The sequence below is a fragment of the Knoellia sp. AC549 genome, from assembly GCF_979258975.1.
Genome location: NZ_OZ409890.1, coordinates 3,104,732 through 3,119,356, shown reverse-complemented (window position 1 = coordinate 3,119,356; position 14,625 = coordinate 3,104,732). Strand labels below are relative to the sequence as shown.

Below are 14,625 nucleotides of genomic sequence, written 5' to 3'. Positions count from 1 at the left end.
GTTTCCTCGCCCCGTGACGGCTGGACCCGACGGCTTTCGTCGGGCCGGCTGCGACGACGTTCCTGACTGACCCACACCCTGTCGTCGAGACAGGGGCGGGGCTCACAGTGGCGGGACCGTCCCGGACTTGCACCGGGTTCCGTCCTTCGCAGCCGTGGGCAGCCTAACGGTCGGTCGGGCTACTGTGACCGCCGTGTCCGAACGCTCGCCCCTCGACCGCTGCCCGGGCCTGCTGCGCCCGTTCGTCGCGGACGACGGCGTCCTGGTGCGACTGCGTGTGCCGGGTGGTCGGGTTGCCGCGTCCGTGCTGCGCGAGGTGGTCGAGCTCGCTGCCGCCCACGGCGCCCCGGTGGTGCAGCTGACGTCACGCGGCAACCTGCAGCTGCGCGCACTGCCGAACCCGCTGCCCCTCGCCCTCATCGAGGCGGTGGAGGCCACGGGGGTGCTGCCGTCGGCGTCGCACGAGCGGGTGCGCAACATCCTCGCGGCCCCCTTGGCGCGCCATCTCGACCCGCTCGTCACCTCGTTCGACGCAGCCCTGGTGGCAGAGCCGCGGTTGGCGCAGCTGCCCGGGCGGTTCCTCTTCGCGATCTCCGACGCCTCCGCGTCGGTGCTCTCGGAGAGGTGGGACGTGGCCTACCAGCAGACCTCGGAACGATCGGGAACCCTGTATGCCGGTCGGCTCGGTCGCGAGGTCGCTCCGGCTCACGCTGTGCGAGCGATGGTCGACGTCGCGCTGCGCTTTGTCGAGACGGCGCCGGACGGCGCGTGGAACGTGCGTGACCTGCCGTCCGACTCGCCTGTGTTCGAGGGTCTGGAACCGACCACGGCGGTGGCCGCTGCGCCTGAGCCGGTGGGCGTCGTGGGGGCCGACGTGGTGGCCGGGGTCCCACTAGGGATGCTCACGCTCGAGCACGTGGTGGCGCTGACCGAGGTGGCCGACGACGTGGTCGTCACGCCATGGCGCTCGGTCGTGGTGCGCGGCGGAGCGGCTCGCGTCGAGTCATTGCGTTCGGCTGGGCTGGTGACGGAGCCCGAAGGGCCGTGGGCCAGAATCTCTGCCTGTGTCGGCGCCCCGTCGTGCCGACGCACGACGGTCCCCACCCTCGACCTCGCGCGATCCGCGGCCGAGACGGTGGCGTCCCGACGACTGACGACCACACGGGACGTGCACGTCGTCGGGTGCGAACGGCGGTGTGGCACAGGGACATCCGACAGAGTCCTCGTCGCACCGCCAACCGTCGACGACGTGGTCTCGGCTCTGACCACCACGGTCCCCCCAGCCACCGCAGCCACTCGAGGAGAACAGTGAGCGAGCACGCAGCGCCCACCCGTCGCTACGACTACGTCACCGACGGTCTGGAGATCTATCGCCGTTCGTTCGCGATGATCCGCGACGAGAGCAACCTGACCTTCCTGCCGAGCGACCTTCACACAGTGGCGACGAGGATCATCCACGCGTCCGGCGACGTCGAGATCACTGACCAGATCGCCGCTCATGCAGGTGTCGTCCGCTCCGCCCGCACGGCGCTCACGGGCGGCGCCCCGATCATCACCGACTCGCAGATGCTCGCGTCCGGAGTGACCCGTCGCCGCCTCCCGGCCGACAACGAGGTCATCTGCACCCTGCGCGACGACCGCGTGCCTGCCCTGGCCGCCACCTGGGACACGACGCGGGCTGCCGCCGCCGTCTCCCTCTGGGGTGAGCGGCTTGAGGGAGCCGTCGTCGCCATCGGCAACGCCCCCACCGCGCTGTTCCACCTGCTCGAGGTCGTCCTCGACGGCGGCCCACGACCCGCAGCCATCGTCGGCCTGCCCGTGGGATTCGTGGGTTCGGCGGAGTCCAAGGTGGCCCTGGCGGAGCACATGCTGCCCGACGGCTCGCAGATCCCGTGGCTGGTCGTGCACGGGCGACGTGGTGGCTCGGCCATGGCCGCCGCCGCCCTCAACGCCCTTGCGACCGAGGACGAGCTCGCGTGAGTGGGACCGCCCAGGCCGGCCACCTCTACGGCGTCGGCGTCGGTCCCGGCGACCCGGGCCTCATCACCCTGCGCGCCGCGTCGCTCATCGGCTCGGCCGACGTCGTCGCCTACCACCGCGCTGCCCACCGGGAGTCGACAGCGCGCAGCATCGCCGCCGACCACATCAGGGCCGGGGTCATCGAGGAGCCACTCGCCTACCCCGTGACGACGGGCACCACCGACCACCCCGGGGGCTACTACGGCGCCCTGGCCGACTTCTACGACGAGTGCGCCCGACGCTTCCGGACCCACCTGGCCGCGGGTCGCAGCATCGTCTGCCTGGCCGAGGGCGACCCGCTCTTCTACGGGTCGTTCATGTACGTCCACGACCTCCTGCGCGACGAGTTCCCGACCGAGGTCGTCCCGGGCATCACCGCGATGGCCGCGGCCACCGCCGCCGCCGGCTCAGGTCTCTCCCGCCATGAGGACACGGTCACCGTCCTTCCCGGCACCCTGCCCGTCCCCGAGCTCGCCCGCCGGCTCGCCGACACCGACGCCGCGGTGATCATGAAGCTCGGCCGCACCTTCGAGGGGGTGCGCGAAGCGCTTCACCAGGCAGGGCTGCTCGACCGCGCTGTGTACGTCGAGCACGCGAGCCGCTCGGGTCAGCGGGTCATCCCGGTCCGCGACGTCGACCCGTCGACCGTGCCATACATGTCCATCGTCATCGTGCCCGGTGAGGACCTGCGAGCCGACGCGGCTGGTCGAGCGTCGTCGGCCGGCATACGCGAATTGGCTTTCGCCACGGGCGCACCCAGCATCGGAACCGTCCACGTCGTGGGCCTCGGACCTGGCCCGGACAAGTGGCTGAGCCCCGAGGCGAGCGAGGTCCTCAGCCGGGTCCAGCACGTCATCGGCTACGCGCCCTACGTGGCCCGCGTGCCCCAGCGTCCCGGTCTCACTCGGCACGCGACGGGCAACACCGTCGAGGTGGACCGTGGCCGCCACGCCCTCGACCTCGCCCTCAAGGGAGATGACGTCGCCGTGGTCTCCGGTGGTGACGCCGGTGTCTTCGGCATGGCTGCCGCAGTGTTCGAGGCGGCCGAGGCAGCGCTGATCGACGACCAGCGCTACGGCCAGGTGCCGATCAGCGTCGTGCCGGGCATCACGGCCGCCCACGCGGCCAGTGCCCTCGCCGGTGCGCTGCTCGGCGCCGACCACGCCCTGATCTCGCTCTCGGACCGCCTCAAGCCGTGGGACGTGCTCGTCGACCGGCTCACCTCGGCCGTGCGGTCGGACCTCGCCGTGGCGCTCTACAACCCGCGATCCCGCAGTCGCCCGCACCAGCTCGGGAAGGCGCTTGATGCCGTCCGCGAGGTGGCGCCTCCCGAGCGCGTCGTCGTAGTTGCCCGGAACGTCGGTCGTGACGGGGAGGCGCTCACGGTGACGACGCTGGGCGAGCTCGACCCGGAGTCGGTCGACATGAGCTGTCTCGTCGTCATCAGTGCCTCGAGCACCCGCACCACGCCGACGGGCAGGGTCTGGACTCCCCGCTGGGTCGAGTGAGCAGCTGGTCCGGGGATCAAGGGCTCAGAAGGGAATGACCTCGGGTTCGCCGGGCGGGGGCGGCGCGAGGTCGATCCGGTAGCGGCGCCATCCCGGGCCGTGGTCGAGGTCGATCGTGGGTGGTGGCCCGCCGTAGGTGTTGCCGTCGATGTCGAACGAGACCGGGTAGGCGCGGGGTGCTGCGTTGTCGGGTCCGCCGAGGAGCTCGGTGAGTTCTTCTTCGAAGGTGGTGGGGACCTCGGTGGGGTGGGTTGCGGCTCGGCTGTGGGCGATGGGGTCGCGGCGCGTCGCGCGGGCGGTAACGAGGTGGAGGTGGTCGACCGGCCAGGTGGTGGTGGACAGGCCGGTGGGGTCGGTCCAGGTGACGGTTCCGTCGTGATGGAGCTTGACGGTCCAGCCGTCGCGCTGCTTGACCCGGTGGTGGCGTCGACACAACGCCATGAGGTTGGTCGGGGTGGTGGGGCCGACCGGCCAGGAACGGACGTGGTCCAGGTCGCACTGGCGCGCGGGGACGGCGCAGCCGGGGAAGCGGCAGGACCCGTCACGAAGCCGGACCAGCCGGGCCATGGGATCAGGCACCCGGTAGGAGTCGCTGAAGTCGATGCTTTCGTCGACGACCTGTTCGAGGATCCGCGGATCTGATGGTCGAGACCGCCTTCGATGGGCGGAGTCCTTGGCGGCGCGGGCTCTGGCTCGTTCTCTGGCCTGGTGCGCGCGTCGGGCGCTGGCTTGGCCGCGGGCGAACGCCTTCGGGACGTCACCGGCCATCAGCGCGCCGGTGCCACGGTCGCAGGTGAGGTCGCGGTCGGGGTCTGGGTCTGACGTGCCAGCCCCGTCGAGCCAGTCACGACGCACGAACGCCGTGCCGGGTGCGCCGAGCCCACCGACCTCGACGAGATCCCCTGCCTCCCCAACCGCTGAAGAAGCCGCGCCCGCAGCTGCCCGGGGGCTCGCGTTCGCTGGGGGTGACGCCGCGGTGGCTCCGGTCTTGACCTGCCCGCCCTGCGCGTCGCCACCATCGCTGCTTGTCAGGTCGGGGGCGTCCTCCGCGGCGCGAGTGGTGTGGACGACGACCTTGACGTCACTGTGCTCGAGGATGAGCTCCATCATCGCGTCCGCCCGGGCCAGTTCCAAGGAGTCGGCCTGCTTGTCCCGCACGAGCTGACGGGCGCGCTCGGTCACCGCAGCCCACGCAGTCCGGGCCTGCTCCACCTTGAAGTCACCGCGCCAGTGGTCCGTGCCGTGCACTCCGGTGCGGCGGGTCAGTCCGCGGCGGGCCCGTTCGTCCTCAGCGTGCGCGGTCACCGCGTCCGGGTCGACCTGCGCCGCAGTCCTGGCCAACAACCGCCGCAACGGCCCAGTTGTCAGTTGCCCCCACACGTCCCTGACCCGGTCCACGACCTCCGCCGCCGACTCCGGCGACAGGAACTCCGTCTCCTCCGTCACGACCCGAGCCCGGTGCTCATCCAGATCACCAGTGGCCATCGCATCCACGACCGCAGGGGTGCGGGTCAGCTGCCGGACCGCGTCCAGGACCCGGTTCGCCGCGACATGCACCGAACACCCCAACCGCGGCGCAGCCAGCTCCGGAGCATCCAGACGCTGATGACCCAGCCCGTGATGCACCTCCACCGAGGTTCCGTCCTCCTGCACGTGCGAGTCCCGCGCGGACAGGTGCGCCAACGCCACCGCCTGCCGGGCCGACGCCGCGTCCTTCTCCCGCTGCGCCAGCTCGATCACCTCCAGCAGCTCCTCGGAACTCATGTCCGAAACGGAAGCAGACAACGCGGCATACCGGCCCTCCAGGGCGGCGGTCGCAGCGGGGCTTTCCATGCCCTGATTCTACTCGAACAGGCGTTCGATCTGCAAACTATCCACAGGCCAATTCGGCTCTGTTGCAAGCGAATACGCGGGATAGCCAGAGATCAGGACTGACCGCGCAGGCGAGTTCCGTAGAGGTGGCTCTCGACGAAGTCCTCCGCCTCCAACGCCCACCCGACGATGATCACGGCCGCCTGCCTCAACCCGGCCGACTCCACCTGGTCGGCGATGTCGGCGAGAGTGCCGCGCAGGATGAGCTCGTCGGGCTGCGTGACCTGAGAGCCGACGACCACCGGGCAGTTCGGACCGTAGTGCTCAGCCAGCTCCCGCGCGAGGCGGCGCGTGTGCCGGATGGCCAGGTGCAGGACCAGGGTCGCCCTCGTCGCGGCGTAGGTCGCGAGCTGCTCACCCGGCGGCAAGGACGTGGAGTCACGCTGGGTCCGGGTCAGGACGACGGTCTGCGCCACCTCGGGCACGGTGAGCTCACGTCCGATGGCGGCGGCCGTGGCGGCATACGCGGGCACGCCGGGAGTGACGTCCCACGGGACGCCGGCGCGGTCGAGACGGCGGGTCTGCTCAGCGATCGCCGAATAGATCGACGGGTCTCCGGAACACAGTCGCGCGACATCCTTGCCCGCCCGGTGCGCCGTCACCAGGTGGGCGGTGATGGTGTCGAGGTCGAGCCGCTGGGTGTCGATGAGCTCGGCACCGGCGGGGCAGTGGGACAGCACCTCTGCGTCGAGATAGGTGCCCGCATAGAGGCACACCGGCGCCATGCTGAGCAGCCGGACCGCGCGCAGCGTGAGCAGGTCAGCCGCCCCCGGGCCGGCACCGATGAAGTGAACGGTCATGAGACTTCCTTGGTCACGGACCACTGGACGATGGGGCGAGCAGGCTTCCAGGACAGGTGGCGCCCCAGCGGCTCGGCGCGTTCGATGGTGACGCGACGCAGGTCTCCTCCGTGGCGACCCTGGGCCGCGACGACGAGAGCTTCGGTGTCGAGGGTGACGCAGTGGACGACGAGTCGCCCGCCGGGCGCGAGAGCAGCCCAGGCAGCGTCGATGAGCCCTCCGTCCGCACCGCCGCCGATGAACACGGCCTGGGGAGAAGGCAGTTCGCCGAGAGCCTCCTTCGAGTCACCCTCAGTGACTGCGATGGGAACGCCGAACGTCGCAGCGTTCTCGCGGACGAACCCAGCCCGCCCTGCATCGCGCTCGACGGCAAAGGCACTCGTGCGCGGCGCCGCGAGACACCACTCCACCGACACCGACCCGGACCCGGCGCCGAGGTCCCAGAGGCGCTGCCCGGCCATGGGTCGCAGCGCCGCGATGGCCAGCGCTCGGACCTCGCGCTTGGTGATCTGCCCGTCGTGGGCGAAGGCATCATCGGGCAGACCCGGGCTCGAGCCCCACAGGGCAACGCCGACAGGGACCTCGAGTGCGACGATGTTGAGAGCGGGTATGCCGTCCGCCCCCGGAATTCTCCCACCGGCGAGTTCCGCTGCAGCACAGTCGAACCGGCTCTCCTGCGCGGTGCCCAGATCGCCGAGCACCGTCATCGAGGTCTCCCCGAGTCCCAGGTCGACGAGCATCCGGGCGGCCTCACGAGGAGTCGCAGCACCAGCCGACAGGGCCACGACCCGAGCTTCCCGGCGCAAGGTGACGGCGGACGGCATACACACTGCGTGAGACGAGCGAGACGACGTCGGTGGACTCACTCGACCAACCCATGCGGGCCCGAGCCAGCGCGACCGACGACACAGCGGGATGCACGTGCACCGCATCGGCGCCAAGCACACGCAGCAGCGTCGACCCCACGCCCGACACGAGCGGATCACCCGTGGCCAGCACCACCACCCCGTCCGTGCCGAGATCGCCGAAGAGGTCCTCCAAACCGGGCAGCATCGGCGAGGGCCACACCCGCCGCTCCTGCCCCTCCCGCTGAGGCACGAGGTCCAGCAGGCGAGGCGACCCGACGAGCGTGCGAGCAGCGGCGATGCGCTGCTGATGGGCGGGTGGCAGGGCCCCAAGCCCCTCGGCAGGCACCCCGACGACGTCGATCACGGCGCTCACTGTAGACACACCGGCCCCCGCCAGCGGCGTCGTGCCATGATGGCGCCGGTCCCCCGCGAGGAATACCGGTGCAAGTCCGGAGCGGTCCCGCCACTGTGATCCCGACCCGTCGGGAGAGCCAGGACGTCGTCGGGGACTCTCGTGTCGGTTCCCCGATGCGTGCCGGCACTCAGGCGAGCGTGGTCACTCGCCTCAAGGAGATTCCTCGCGTGACGCACTACCCCTTCACCGCGGTCGTCGGGGCCGACGACCTCTCCCTGGCCCTCATCCTCACGACGGTCTCCCCCGGCATCGGTGGCGTGCTCGTGCGGGGCGAGAAGGGCACCGCGAAGTCGACGATCGTCCGTGGGCTGGTCGACCTCCTCCCGCCCCATGCCGTCCTCGAGGGCTGCCGCTTCGCCTGCGACCCCGCGAGCCCGGACCCCACCTGCCCCGACGGCCCTCATGCCGCGACGACCGCCACGACCGAACGCCCCGCCCGCCTCGTCGAGCTCCCCGTGGGCGCCACCGAGGACCGCGTCATCGGCTCGCTCGACCTCGGCAAGGCCCTCGGCTCCGGTGAGGCCGCGTTCCAGCCCGGCCTGCTCGCCGACGCCCACCGCGGGATCCTCTATGTCGACGAGGTCAACCTCCTCCACGACCACCTCGTCGACCTGCTCCTCGACGCTGCCGCCATGGGTCGCAACACCGTCGAGCGTGACGGCGTCTCGATCAGTCACGCCGCGCGGTTGGTGCTCGTCGGCACGATGAACCCCGAGGAGGGCGAAGCCTCGCCCGCAGCTCCTCGACCGCTTCGGGCTGACGGTGGAGGTCGCGGCCAGCCGCGACCCGCTGTTGCGTGCCGAGGTCGTCCGTCGCCGTCTCACGTTCGATGCCGATCCAGTGTCCTTCGCCGACGGGTATGCCGCCGCGCAGCGCGACCTCGCGGACCGGGTCACCGAAGCGCGGCTCACTGTCGGACGCGTCGAGCTGAGCGACCGGTCGCTGGCGACGATCGCCCGCGTCTGCGCCGGCTTCGAGGTCGACGGGATGCGCGCCGACATCGTCACTGCCCGTGCCGCGATGGCCCATGCCGCCTGGCACGGGCGTCTGTCGGTGACCCGCGAAGACATCAGGGCTGCGGCGATCTTCGCGCTGCCGCACCGCCGTCGCCGCAACCCGTTCGACGCGCCGGGCCTCGACGAGGACCTCCTCGACCGCCTTCTCGGTGAGGAGCCGTCCGACCCCGGCCCGGAGGACCCCGGCCCGGACGGCGACCCCGAGGGGCGCCCCGACGAGGTGGATGACGACACCGACGCCGTGCCCGACCCGGGACCTGCCCCCGCAAGCCCGCAGGACCAGCCACAGGATGACGGTTCCCGCGAGCCGGAGCCGTCGCGCGCGGCCGACGACACCCCACAGACACCCGAGTCCCGTGACGACTCAGCGAACCCCGTCCCCGACAGTGATGCACCGGCCGTGGTTCCGGCTGGTGTCGCGTCGGCCGGGACGCCGTTCCGGGCTCGGGCCTTCACCCTCGCCGGCGTGGGGACCGGCGAGTCAGGTCGCCGGAGCCGCGCCCTCACCGCCACCGGCCACACGATCGGGTCGACGACCACCGGACGCGGCCGGCTGCACCTTCCCGCGACCATCACCGAAGCCGCGCGTCACCGCGGGACGCGCGGGACGGCATACGGACGGCTTGTCCTCCTGCCGGGAGACCTCCGCACGGCGGTCACCCAGGGTCAGGAGTCCAATCTCGTTCTCCTCGCGGTCGATGCGTCCGGATCCATGGGTGCACGGCGCCGGATGGAGGAGGTCAAGACGGCGGTGCTGTCGCTGCTGCTCGACGCCTACCAGCGGCGTGACCGGGTGGGCCTCGTGACGTTCCGGGGGCAGGGGGCCGACATCGCGCTGCACCCCACCTCGTCCGTCGACGCCGCGGCTCGGTCGCTCACGACGCTCGCCCACGGAGGGCGGACGCCTCTCGCCGAGGGGCTGCTCATGGCCACCAAGGTGCTGGCCCGAGAGAAGCTGCGGGACCCGAAGCGCCGCCCACTGCTCGTCGTCGTCACCGACGGCCGAGCCACGGCAGGACCCGACGCCCTCGAGCGGTCGCGCACCATCGCCGACGCGTGGGGGCGCACGGGGCACCAGTCGGTCGTCATCGACTGCGAGACGGGGCGCTTCCGGCTCGGGCTCGCCGCCGACCTCGCCGCGCGCATGGGCGCAACGCACGTCCCCCTCGGCGAGGTCGCAGCGGGAGCGATCGTCGAGTCGGTCACCACGGCGCGCGACGAGTGGCGCGCCGGTCGCCCCGGTCGCGGCGGGAGGGCTGCCTGATGGCTCAGGGGCAGGTCCCCGTGGAGGCGGCCGACGGGCTCACGACGCGACAGCGGCGCAACCGCCCGCTCCTCCTCATCCACGGCGGCAAGGGCAAGGGCAAGTCGACGGCGGCCTTCGGGCTGGCGCTTCGTGGGTGGAGCCAGGGGTGGTCGATCGGCGTCTTCCAGTTCGTGAAGTCGGCGAAGTGGCGCATCGGCGAGCAGACCGCCCTCGAGGCACTGAACCGCATCCACGAGGAGACGGGCGAGGGTGGCCCCATCGAGTGGCACAAGATGGGCTCGGGCTGGTCCTGGTCCCGCAAGGCCGGCTCCGAGGAGGACCACGCCGCCGCCGCGCAGGAGGGATGGGCCGAGATCCGTCGGCGCATCGAGGCGCAGACGCACGGGCTCTACGTCCTCGACGAGTTCACCTATGTCCTCAAGTGGGGCTGGGTGGACGTCGACGAGGTCGTGTCGGTGCTCTCGTCGAGGACGGGGTTCCAGCACGTCGTCCTCACCGGACGCGACCCCCACCCGCGCCTGGTCGAGATCGCCGACGTCGTCACCGAGATGACGAAGGTCAAGCACCCCTTCGACCAGGGCCAGAAGGGACAGAGGGGCATCGAGTGGTGACGCTCCCGCGGCTCGTCATCGCGGCCGCAGCATCGGGTCAGGGCAAGACGACGGTCGCCGTCGGTGTCATGGCTGCGCTGACGCGTGCCGGTCGGGTCGTGGCGGGTGCCAAGGTCGGGCCGGACTTCATCGACCCTGGCTACCACGCGTTGGCGACGGGGCGACCGGGCCGCAACCTCGACCCCTGGCTGCAGGGTGAGGAGCGGGTGGTGCCTCTGCTCGTCCATGGCGCGCACACCCCCGCGCCCGCCGATCTCACCGTCATCGAGGGCGTCATGGGACTGTTCGACGGCCGCCTCGGCAGTGACGGTCGGGCGTCGACGGCGCACGTCGCAACCCTGACGAGCAGCCCGGTCGTCGTCGTCATCGACATCTCGTCGGCGGCGCGCACGGTGGCGGCCATCGTGCACGGACTCCGGAGCTTCGACCCCCTGGTGCACGTCGCCGGCGTCATCCTCAACAAGGCCGGGTCGTCGCGTCATGCCGACGAGGTCCGGCGCAGCGTGGAGCAGCTCGGCACGCCGGTCCTCGGAGTGCTCCCCCGGGACGCCGGAGTGAGTGCGCCGTCGCGCCACCTGGGACTGGTCCCTGCTGCCGAGCGTCCGGACGCCGCAGCGGCGCTCGACCGACTGGCGGAGCAGACGGCGCAGTTCGTCGACCTCGACGCCCTCCTCCAGATCGCCTCTGCCGCAACCGATCTCGACACTCCGGCATGGGCTCCGGTCACCTCGGACGCGCTCTCGACGGCCAGGCCCCGGCGTGTCGCCGTGGCCGGGGGGCGGGCCTTCACGTTCCGCTACGCCGAGACCGAGGAGCAGCTCCGGGCGCTCGGCTGCGATCCGGTCACCTTCGACCCGGCGCTCGACACCGCCCTCCCGCCCGGCACCCAGGGCATCTATCTCGGTGGCGGCTTCCCCGAGGTCCACGCCGCCGCGTTGTCGACCAACCGACGCCTGCTCGCCGACGTGCGCGACGCCGTCCTGTCCGGCGTGCCGACCGTGGCCGAGTGCGCGGGCCTGCTCTACCTCTCGCAGGCGGTGGACGGGCACGAGCTCGTCGGCGCCGTCCCCGCCACCGCTGCCATGCACCCACGCCTGACCCTGCGCTACGTCACCGCCATCGCCCCGGAGGACACCCTGCTCGGCCCTGCCGGCACCCGAGTGCGCGGCCACGAGTTCCACCGGACCCGGACCTCACCGGACCGCGGCGACAAGGCGGCATGGCTGCTCGACGGCGCAGCAGAGGGGTGGTCGCTCGACCCGGCCGGGACGGGCACGCCCACCGTGCACGCCTCCTACCTCCACACCCACTGGGCCGGCCACCCCGAGCTGGCCCTGGGCTTCGCCGACGCCGTCCATAACGGCGAGATCCGCTCTCGCGCAGGGCTCCTCCGCATCACGCCCCGCACCTCTCACGGGTCCGAGCCCGAGCTGACCGACCCGCTCGAGCACCACGGCGACGCGGAGACCGACCCCTCGCTGGTCGACCTCGCCGTCAACGTGCGCCTCTCGACGCCGCCCCCTTGGCTGGCCCGACGCCTGCGCGACGGCATCGGTGACCTCGCGGCATACCCCGATGTCCGCGGTGCGCGCAGCGCGATCGCCCGCAGGCACGGGGTCGAGCCCGACATGGTGCTCCCGACGAGTGGCGCCGCCGAGGCGTTCGTCCTCCTCGCGCGGACCCGCGCCACGCGACCGGTCATCGTGCATCCGCAGTTCACCGAGCCGGAGGCCGCCCTGCGACGCGCCGGCATCACCCCCGAGCGCGTCGTCCTCGATGCCGCCAACGGCTTCACCCTCACGCCGGACGTCGTGCCGGCCGACGCCGACCTCGTGGTCATCGGCAACCCGACCAACCCGACCGGCGTCCTCCACCCACGCGCCACGCTTGACGCGTTGCGCCGCCCCGGGCGCCTCCTGGTCGTCGACGAGGCCTTCATGGACACCATTGCTGGAGAGCCCGACTCGCTCATCTCGGGTGACATGGAGGGCGTCGTCGTCCTTCGGTCGCTCACCAAGACGTGGGGCCTGGCGGGTCTGCGAGCCGGGTATGCCGTCGGCTCACCATCCGTGATCGCCGACCTGGCCGTGCACCAGCCGCACTGGTCGGTGAGCACCCTGGCCGCGATCGTCATGGAGGCGACGGCCACGACCTCGGCCCTCGCTGAGGCCGCGTTGGCTGTCGCCGACACGACCCGCTGGCGCGAGCACCTCCTGGATGGGCTCCGCGACCTCGGCCTGAGCCCGGTGCAGTCGCAGACATCGTTCGTCCTCGTCGAGGTCGGCACCGGGGTGCGCGAGGTGATGCGGACACGTGGGTACGCGCTCCGTCGGGGCGACACCTTCCCCGGACTCGGGCCGCAATGGGTGCGCATCGCCGTGCGCGACCCGCAGACGACCGACGGCATGCTTCGTGAGCTCGCCACTGTGCTGACGTCCGAGGAGCGCACCGCATGAACCTCACCATCACGACTAGCGCGGCCCCCACGGTGCTCATCACGACACCGAGCCCTCGGATCGCCGAGGCCGTCCACGCCCTCACCGACCAGGGCGCCGTCGTCACCGTGGCGGCCGCCGCCGACCTCGTCGACCGCGCCACCAGGGCTGCACTCGACGACCTCACCGGCCGTCGGCTCCTCACCGTCGTTGCCCAGGCTTCACCCCAGGACTTCGACCTCGTCCTGCGCGACCCACTGACCTCCCCCGTGGGTCTGCCACCCCATTCCCCCGACACCCACGGTTCGCCGCGATCAGCGGTCACGGGGCGGGTCACCCTCGTCGGCGGCGGTCCCGGTGCGGTGGACCTGCTCACCGTCGGCGGGCTGCGCGCCGTCCGTGAGGCCGACGTCCTCGTCTGTGACCGCCTCGCCCCCCTCTCCGTGCTCTCGGAGGCACGCTCCGACGTTGAGGTCATCCACGTGGGCAAGATCCCGCGCGGTGCCTTCACTCCCCAGGAGTCGATCAACGCCCTGCTCGTCGAGCACGCCCTTGCCGGCAAGCACGTCGTCCGCCTCAAGGGCGGCGACAGCTACGTCTTCGGGCGCGGAGGCGAGGAATGGAACGCCTGCGTCGCCAACGGCATACCCGTCGATGTCGTCCCGGGTGTGACCTCGGCTGTCGCGGTCCCGGCACTCGCCGGAATCCCGCTCACCCATCGCGGTCTGACCCAGGGTTTCGTCGTCGTGTCCGGCCACGTGGGGCCCAAGGACGAGCGCAACGAGGCCGACTGGAGCGCCCTGGCCCGAAGCGGCCTCACGATCGTCATCCTCATGGGCGTGTCCGCGCTGGCCGAGATCTCGCAGACGCTCATCGAGCACGGCATGGACCCGTCGATGCCAGCGGCCTGCATCGCCGACGGCGCCATGCCGAGCCAGCGATCCGCGCGAGGGACACTCGAGGACATCGCCTTCGTCGCTGACGCGCAGGACCTCACTCCCCCGGCCATCACCGTCATCGGGCGCGTCGTGTCCGCCCTGGAGCTCTCAGCTCCCTTGCAGGACAGCGTCGCTGGACTCAGACTCGCCCTCGGAACGCTCACCGTCATCCCCGTCGGAGCCATCGCTGAACCCACCAGAGGCCACGCACGCTGGGCGATGTCACTTGCGCCCGTGGCGGCGGTCCCCGTCGCACTGGCAGCTGGTGCCGTCGTCGCCCTCGGACGCCTGGCCGCGCTCCCGGTGATGCTGACGGCCGCCCTGGCCGTGGCCGTCATCGCGGCAGGCACCCGGGCGATGCACCTCGACGGCCTGGCCGACACGGTCGACGGGCTCGGCGCCGGCTGGACCCGTGAGCGCGCCCTCGAGGTGATGCGCAGCGGCGACGTAGGGCCCATGGGGGTGGCCGCCCTCGTCCTCGTGCTCCTCACCCAGGTGGCCGCGCTCAGCGCCATCGTCCACCGTCCCCAAGGGTGGCTGGTCGCCGGTGCGGCCGTCATCGCCTCGCGTGCCTCGACCCTGCTCACCTGCCGAGTCGGTATGCCGTCCGCTCGCCCCAGCGGACTCGGCGCCGTCGTCGCTGGTTCCGTTGCGCCGGCGGCGACGGTCGTCGGCGGGATCGTCATCGCCGTGGTCATGGCTCTGGCTGCCGCTGCGGCCGGGCTGGCTCCGTTGGCCGGCGTGGCGTCGGTCGTCGCGGCAGCGGTGGCCGTGGGGCTGCTCCTGCGGACCTGTCGCCGCGTGTTCGGCGGGGTGACGGGGGACGTCATGGGTGCCGCCATCGAGGTCGCCCTCGCCGTGGTCCTCGTCGTGCTCAGCTCGGGGAGGTGGTGAGG

Annotated in this window: 11 protein-coding genes, 1 pseudogene and 2 riboswitches; of the genes and pseudogenes, 8 read left to right on the top strand and 4 right to left on the bottom strand. The window is 71.9% G+C overall.

Annotation, left to right across the window (positions count from 1 at the left end; all coding sequences use genetic code 11):
* Positions 1-32: 32 nt before the first annotated feature.
* A riboswitch (cobalamin riboswitch) is annotated at positions 33-187 on the bottom strand.
* A gap of 6 nt (positions 188-193) precedes the next feature.
* The 3 genes from ACZZ98_RS15195 to ACZZ98_RS15185 are packed head-to-tail and all read left to right on the top strand — an operon-like array spanning position 194 to position 3,527.
* A complete protein-coding gene (locus ACZZ98_RS15195; RefSeq protein WP_463517031.1) occupies positions 194-1,312 on the top strand; it encodes a cobalamin biosynthesis protein CobG in 1,119 nt (372 codons plus the stop codon).
* Positions 1,309-1,980: a precorrin-8X methylmutase gene (locus ACZZ98_RS15190; RefSeq protein ID WP_463517030.1), complete on the top strand. Its 672-nt coding sequence runs from the start codon at positions 1,309-1,311 to the stop codon at positions 1,978-1,980. Before ACZZ98_RS15195 ends, ACZZ98_RS15190 begins: the two co-directional genes overlap by 4 nt.
* Positions 1,977-3,527, top strand: coding sequence for a precorrin-2 C(20)-methyltransferase (locus ACZZ98_RS15185; RefSeq protein WP_463517029.1), 1,551 nt, complete (start codon positions 1,977-1,979; stop codon positions 3,525-3,527). The genes ACZZ98_RS15190 and ACZZ98_RS15185 overlap by 4 nt, the downstream gene beginning before the upstream one ends.
* Before the next feature lie 24 nt (positions 3,528-3,551).
* Here ACZZ98_RS15185 and ACZZ98_RS15180 read toward each other — a convergent pair whose 3' ends face one another.
* The 4 genes from ACZZ98_RS15180 to ACZZ98_RS15165 form a co-directional block, all read right to left on the bottom strand.
* Complete coding sequence (locus tag ACZZ98_RS15180) at positions 3,552-5,360, bottom strand: HNH endonuclease signature motif containing protein (RefSeq protein ID WP_463517028.1); 1,809 nt, start codon at positions 5,358-5,360, stop codon at positions 3,552-3,554.
* A gap of 92 nt (positions 5,361-5,452) precedes the next feature.
* Positions 5,453-6,199: a precorrin-4 C(11)-methyltransferase gene (gene cobM / locus ACZZ98_RS15175; protein ID WP_463517027.1), complete on the bottom strand. Its 747-nt coding sequence runs from the start codon at positions 6,197-6,199 to the stop codon at positions 5,453-5,455.
* Positions 6,196-6,984, bottom strand: coding sequence for a precorrin-6Y C5,15-methyltransferase (decarboxylating) subunit CbiT (cbiT, locus tag ACZZ98_RS15170; RefSeq protein ID WP_463517026.1), 789 nt, complete (start codon positions 6,982-6,984; stop codon positions 6,196-6,198). The genes cobM and cbiT overlap by 4 nt, the downstream gene beginning before the upstream one ends.
* A complete protein-coding gene (locus ACZZ98_RS15165) occupies positions 6,950-7,411 on the bottom strand; it encodes an SAM-dependent methyltransferase (protein ID WP_463517025.1) in 462 nt (153 codons plus the stop codon). Before ACZZ98_RS15165 ends, cbiT begins: the two co-directional genes overlap by 35 nt.
* Positions 7,412-7,479: 68 nt before the next feature.
* Positions 7,480-7,545, top strand: a riboswitch (cobalamin riboswitch).
* Between the two features lie 30 nt (positions 7,546-7,575).
* On the opposite strand from ACZZ98_RS15165, the pseudogene ACZZ98_RS15160 reads away from it, so the two are divergent.
* The 5 genes and pseudogenes from ACZZ98_RS15160 to cobA all read left to right on the top strand — a co-directional run.
* A pseudogene (locus ACZZ98_RS15160) lies at positions 7,576-8,118 on the top strand (magnesium chelatase); the annotation flags it as partial.
* Positions 8,119-8,449: 331 nt separating this feature from the next.
* Entirely contained in the window at positions 8,450-9,742 is a 1,293-nt protein-coding gene (locus ACZZ98_RS15155; RefSeq protein ID WP_463517024.1) for a VWA domain-containing protein, read from the top strand.
* Entirely contained in the window at positions 9,742-10,356 is a 615-nt protein-coding gene (cobO, locus tag ACZZ98_RS15150) for a cob(I)yrinic acid a,c-diamide adenosyltransferase (RefSeq protein WP_463517023.1), read from the top strand. Before ACZZ98_RS15155 ends, cobO begins: the two co-directional genes overlap by 1 nt.
* Positions 10,350-12,812 carry a cobyrinate a,c-diamide synthase gene (locus tag ACZZ98_RS15145; protein WP_463517022.1) on the top strand — a complete coding sequence of 821 codons (2,463 nt, stop codon included), beginning with the start codon at positions 10,350-10,352 and terminating at the stop codon, positions 12,810-12,812. Before cobO ends, ACZZ98_RS15145 begins: the two co-directional genes overlap by 7 nt.
* Positions 12,809-14,623, top strand: coding sequence for a uroporphyrinogen-III C-methyltransferase (cobA, locus tag ACZZ98_RS15140; protein WP_463517021.1), 1,815 nt, complete (start codon positions 12,809-12,811; stop codon positions 14,621-14,623). Before ACZZ98_RS15145 ends, cobA begins: the two co-directional genes overlap by 4 nt.
* Positions 14,624-14,625 lie beyond the last annotated feature (2 nt).

What these genes read in the sequence shown, in the direction of transcription:
- ACZZ98_RS15180 (WP_463517028.1), bottom strand. Translation starts at nt 5,360, where the DNA reads ATGGAAAGCCCCGCTGCGACCGCCGCCCTGGAGGGCCGGTATGCCGCG.
- cobM (WP_463517027.1), bottom strand. Translation starts at nt 6,199, where the DNA reads ATGACCGTTCACTTCATCGGTGCCGGCCCGGGGGCGGCTGACCTGCTC.
- cobO (WP_463517023.1), top strand. Translation starts at nt 9,742, where the DNA reads ATGGCTCAGGGGCAGGTCCCCGTGGAGGCGGCCGACGGGCTCACGACG.
- ACZZ98_RS15155 (WP_463517024.1), top strand. Translation starts at nt 8,450, where the DNA reads ATGCGCGCCGACATCGTCACTGCCCGTGCCGCGATGGCCCATGCCGCC.
- cobA (WP_463517021.1), top strand. Translation starts at nt 12,809, where the DNA reads ATGAACCTCACCATCACGACTAGCGCGGCCCCCACGGTGCTCATCACG.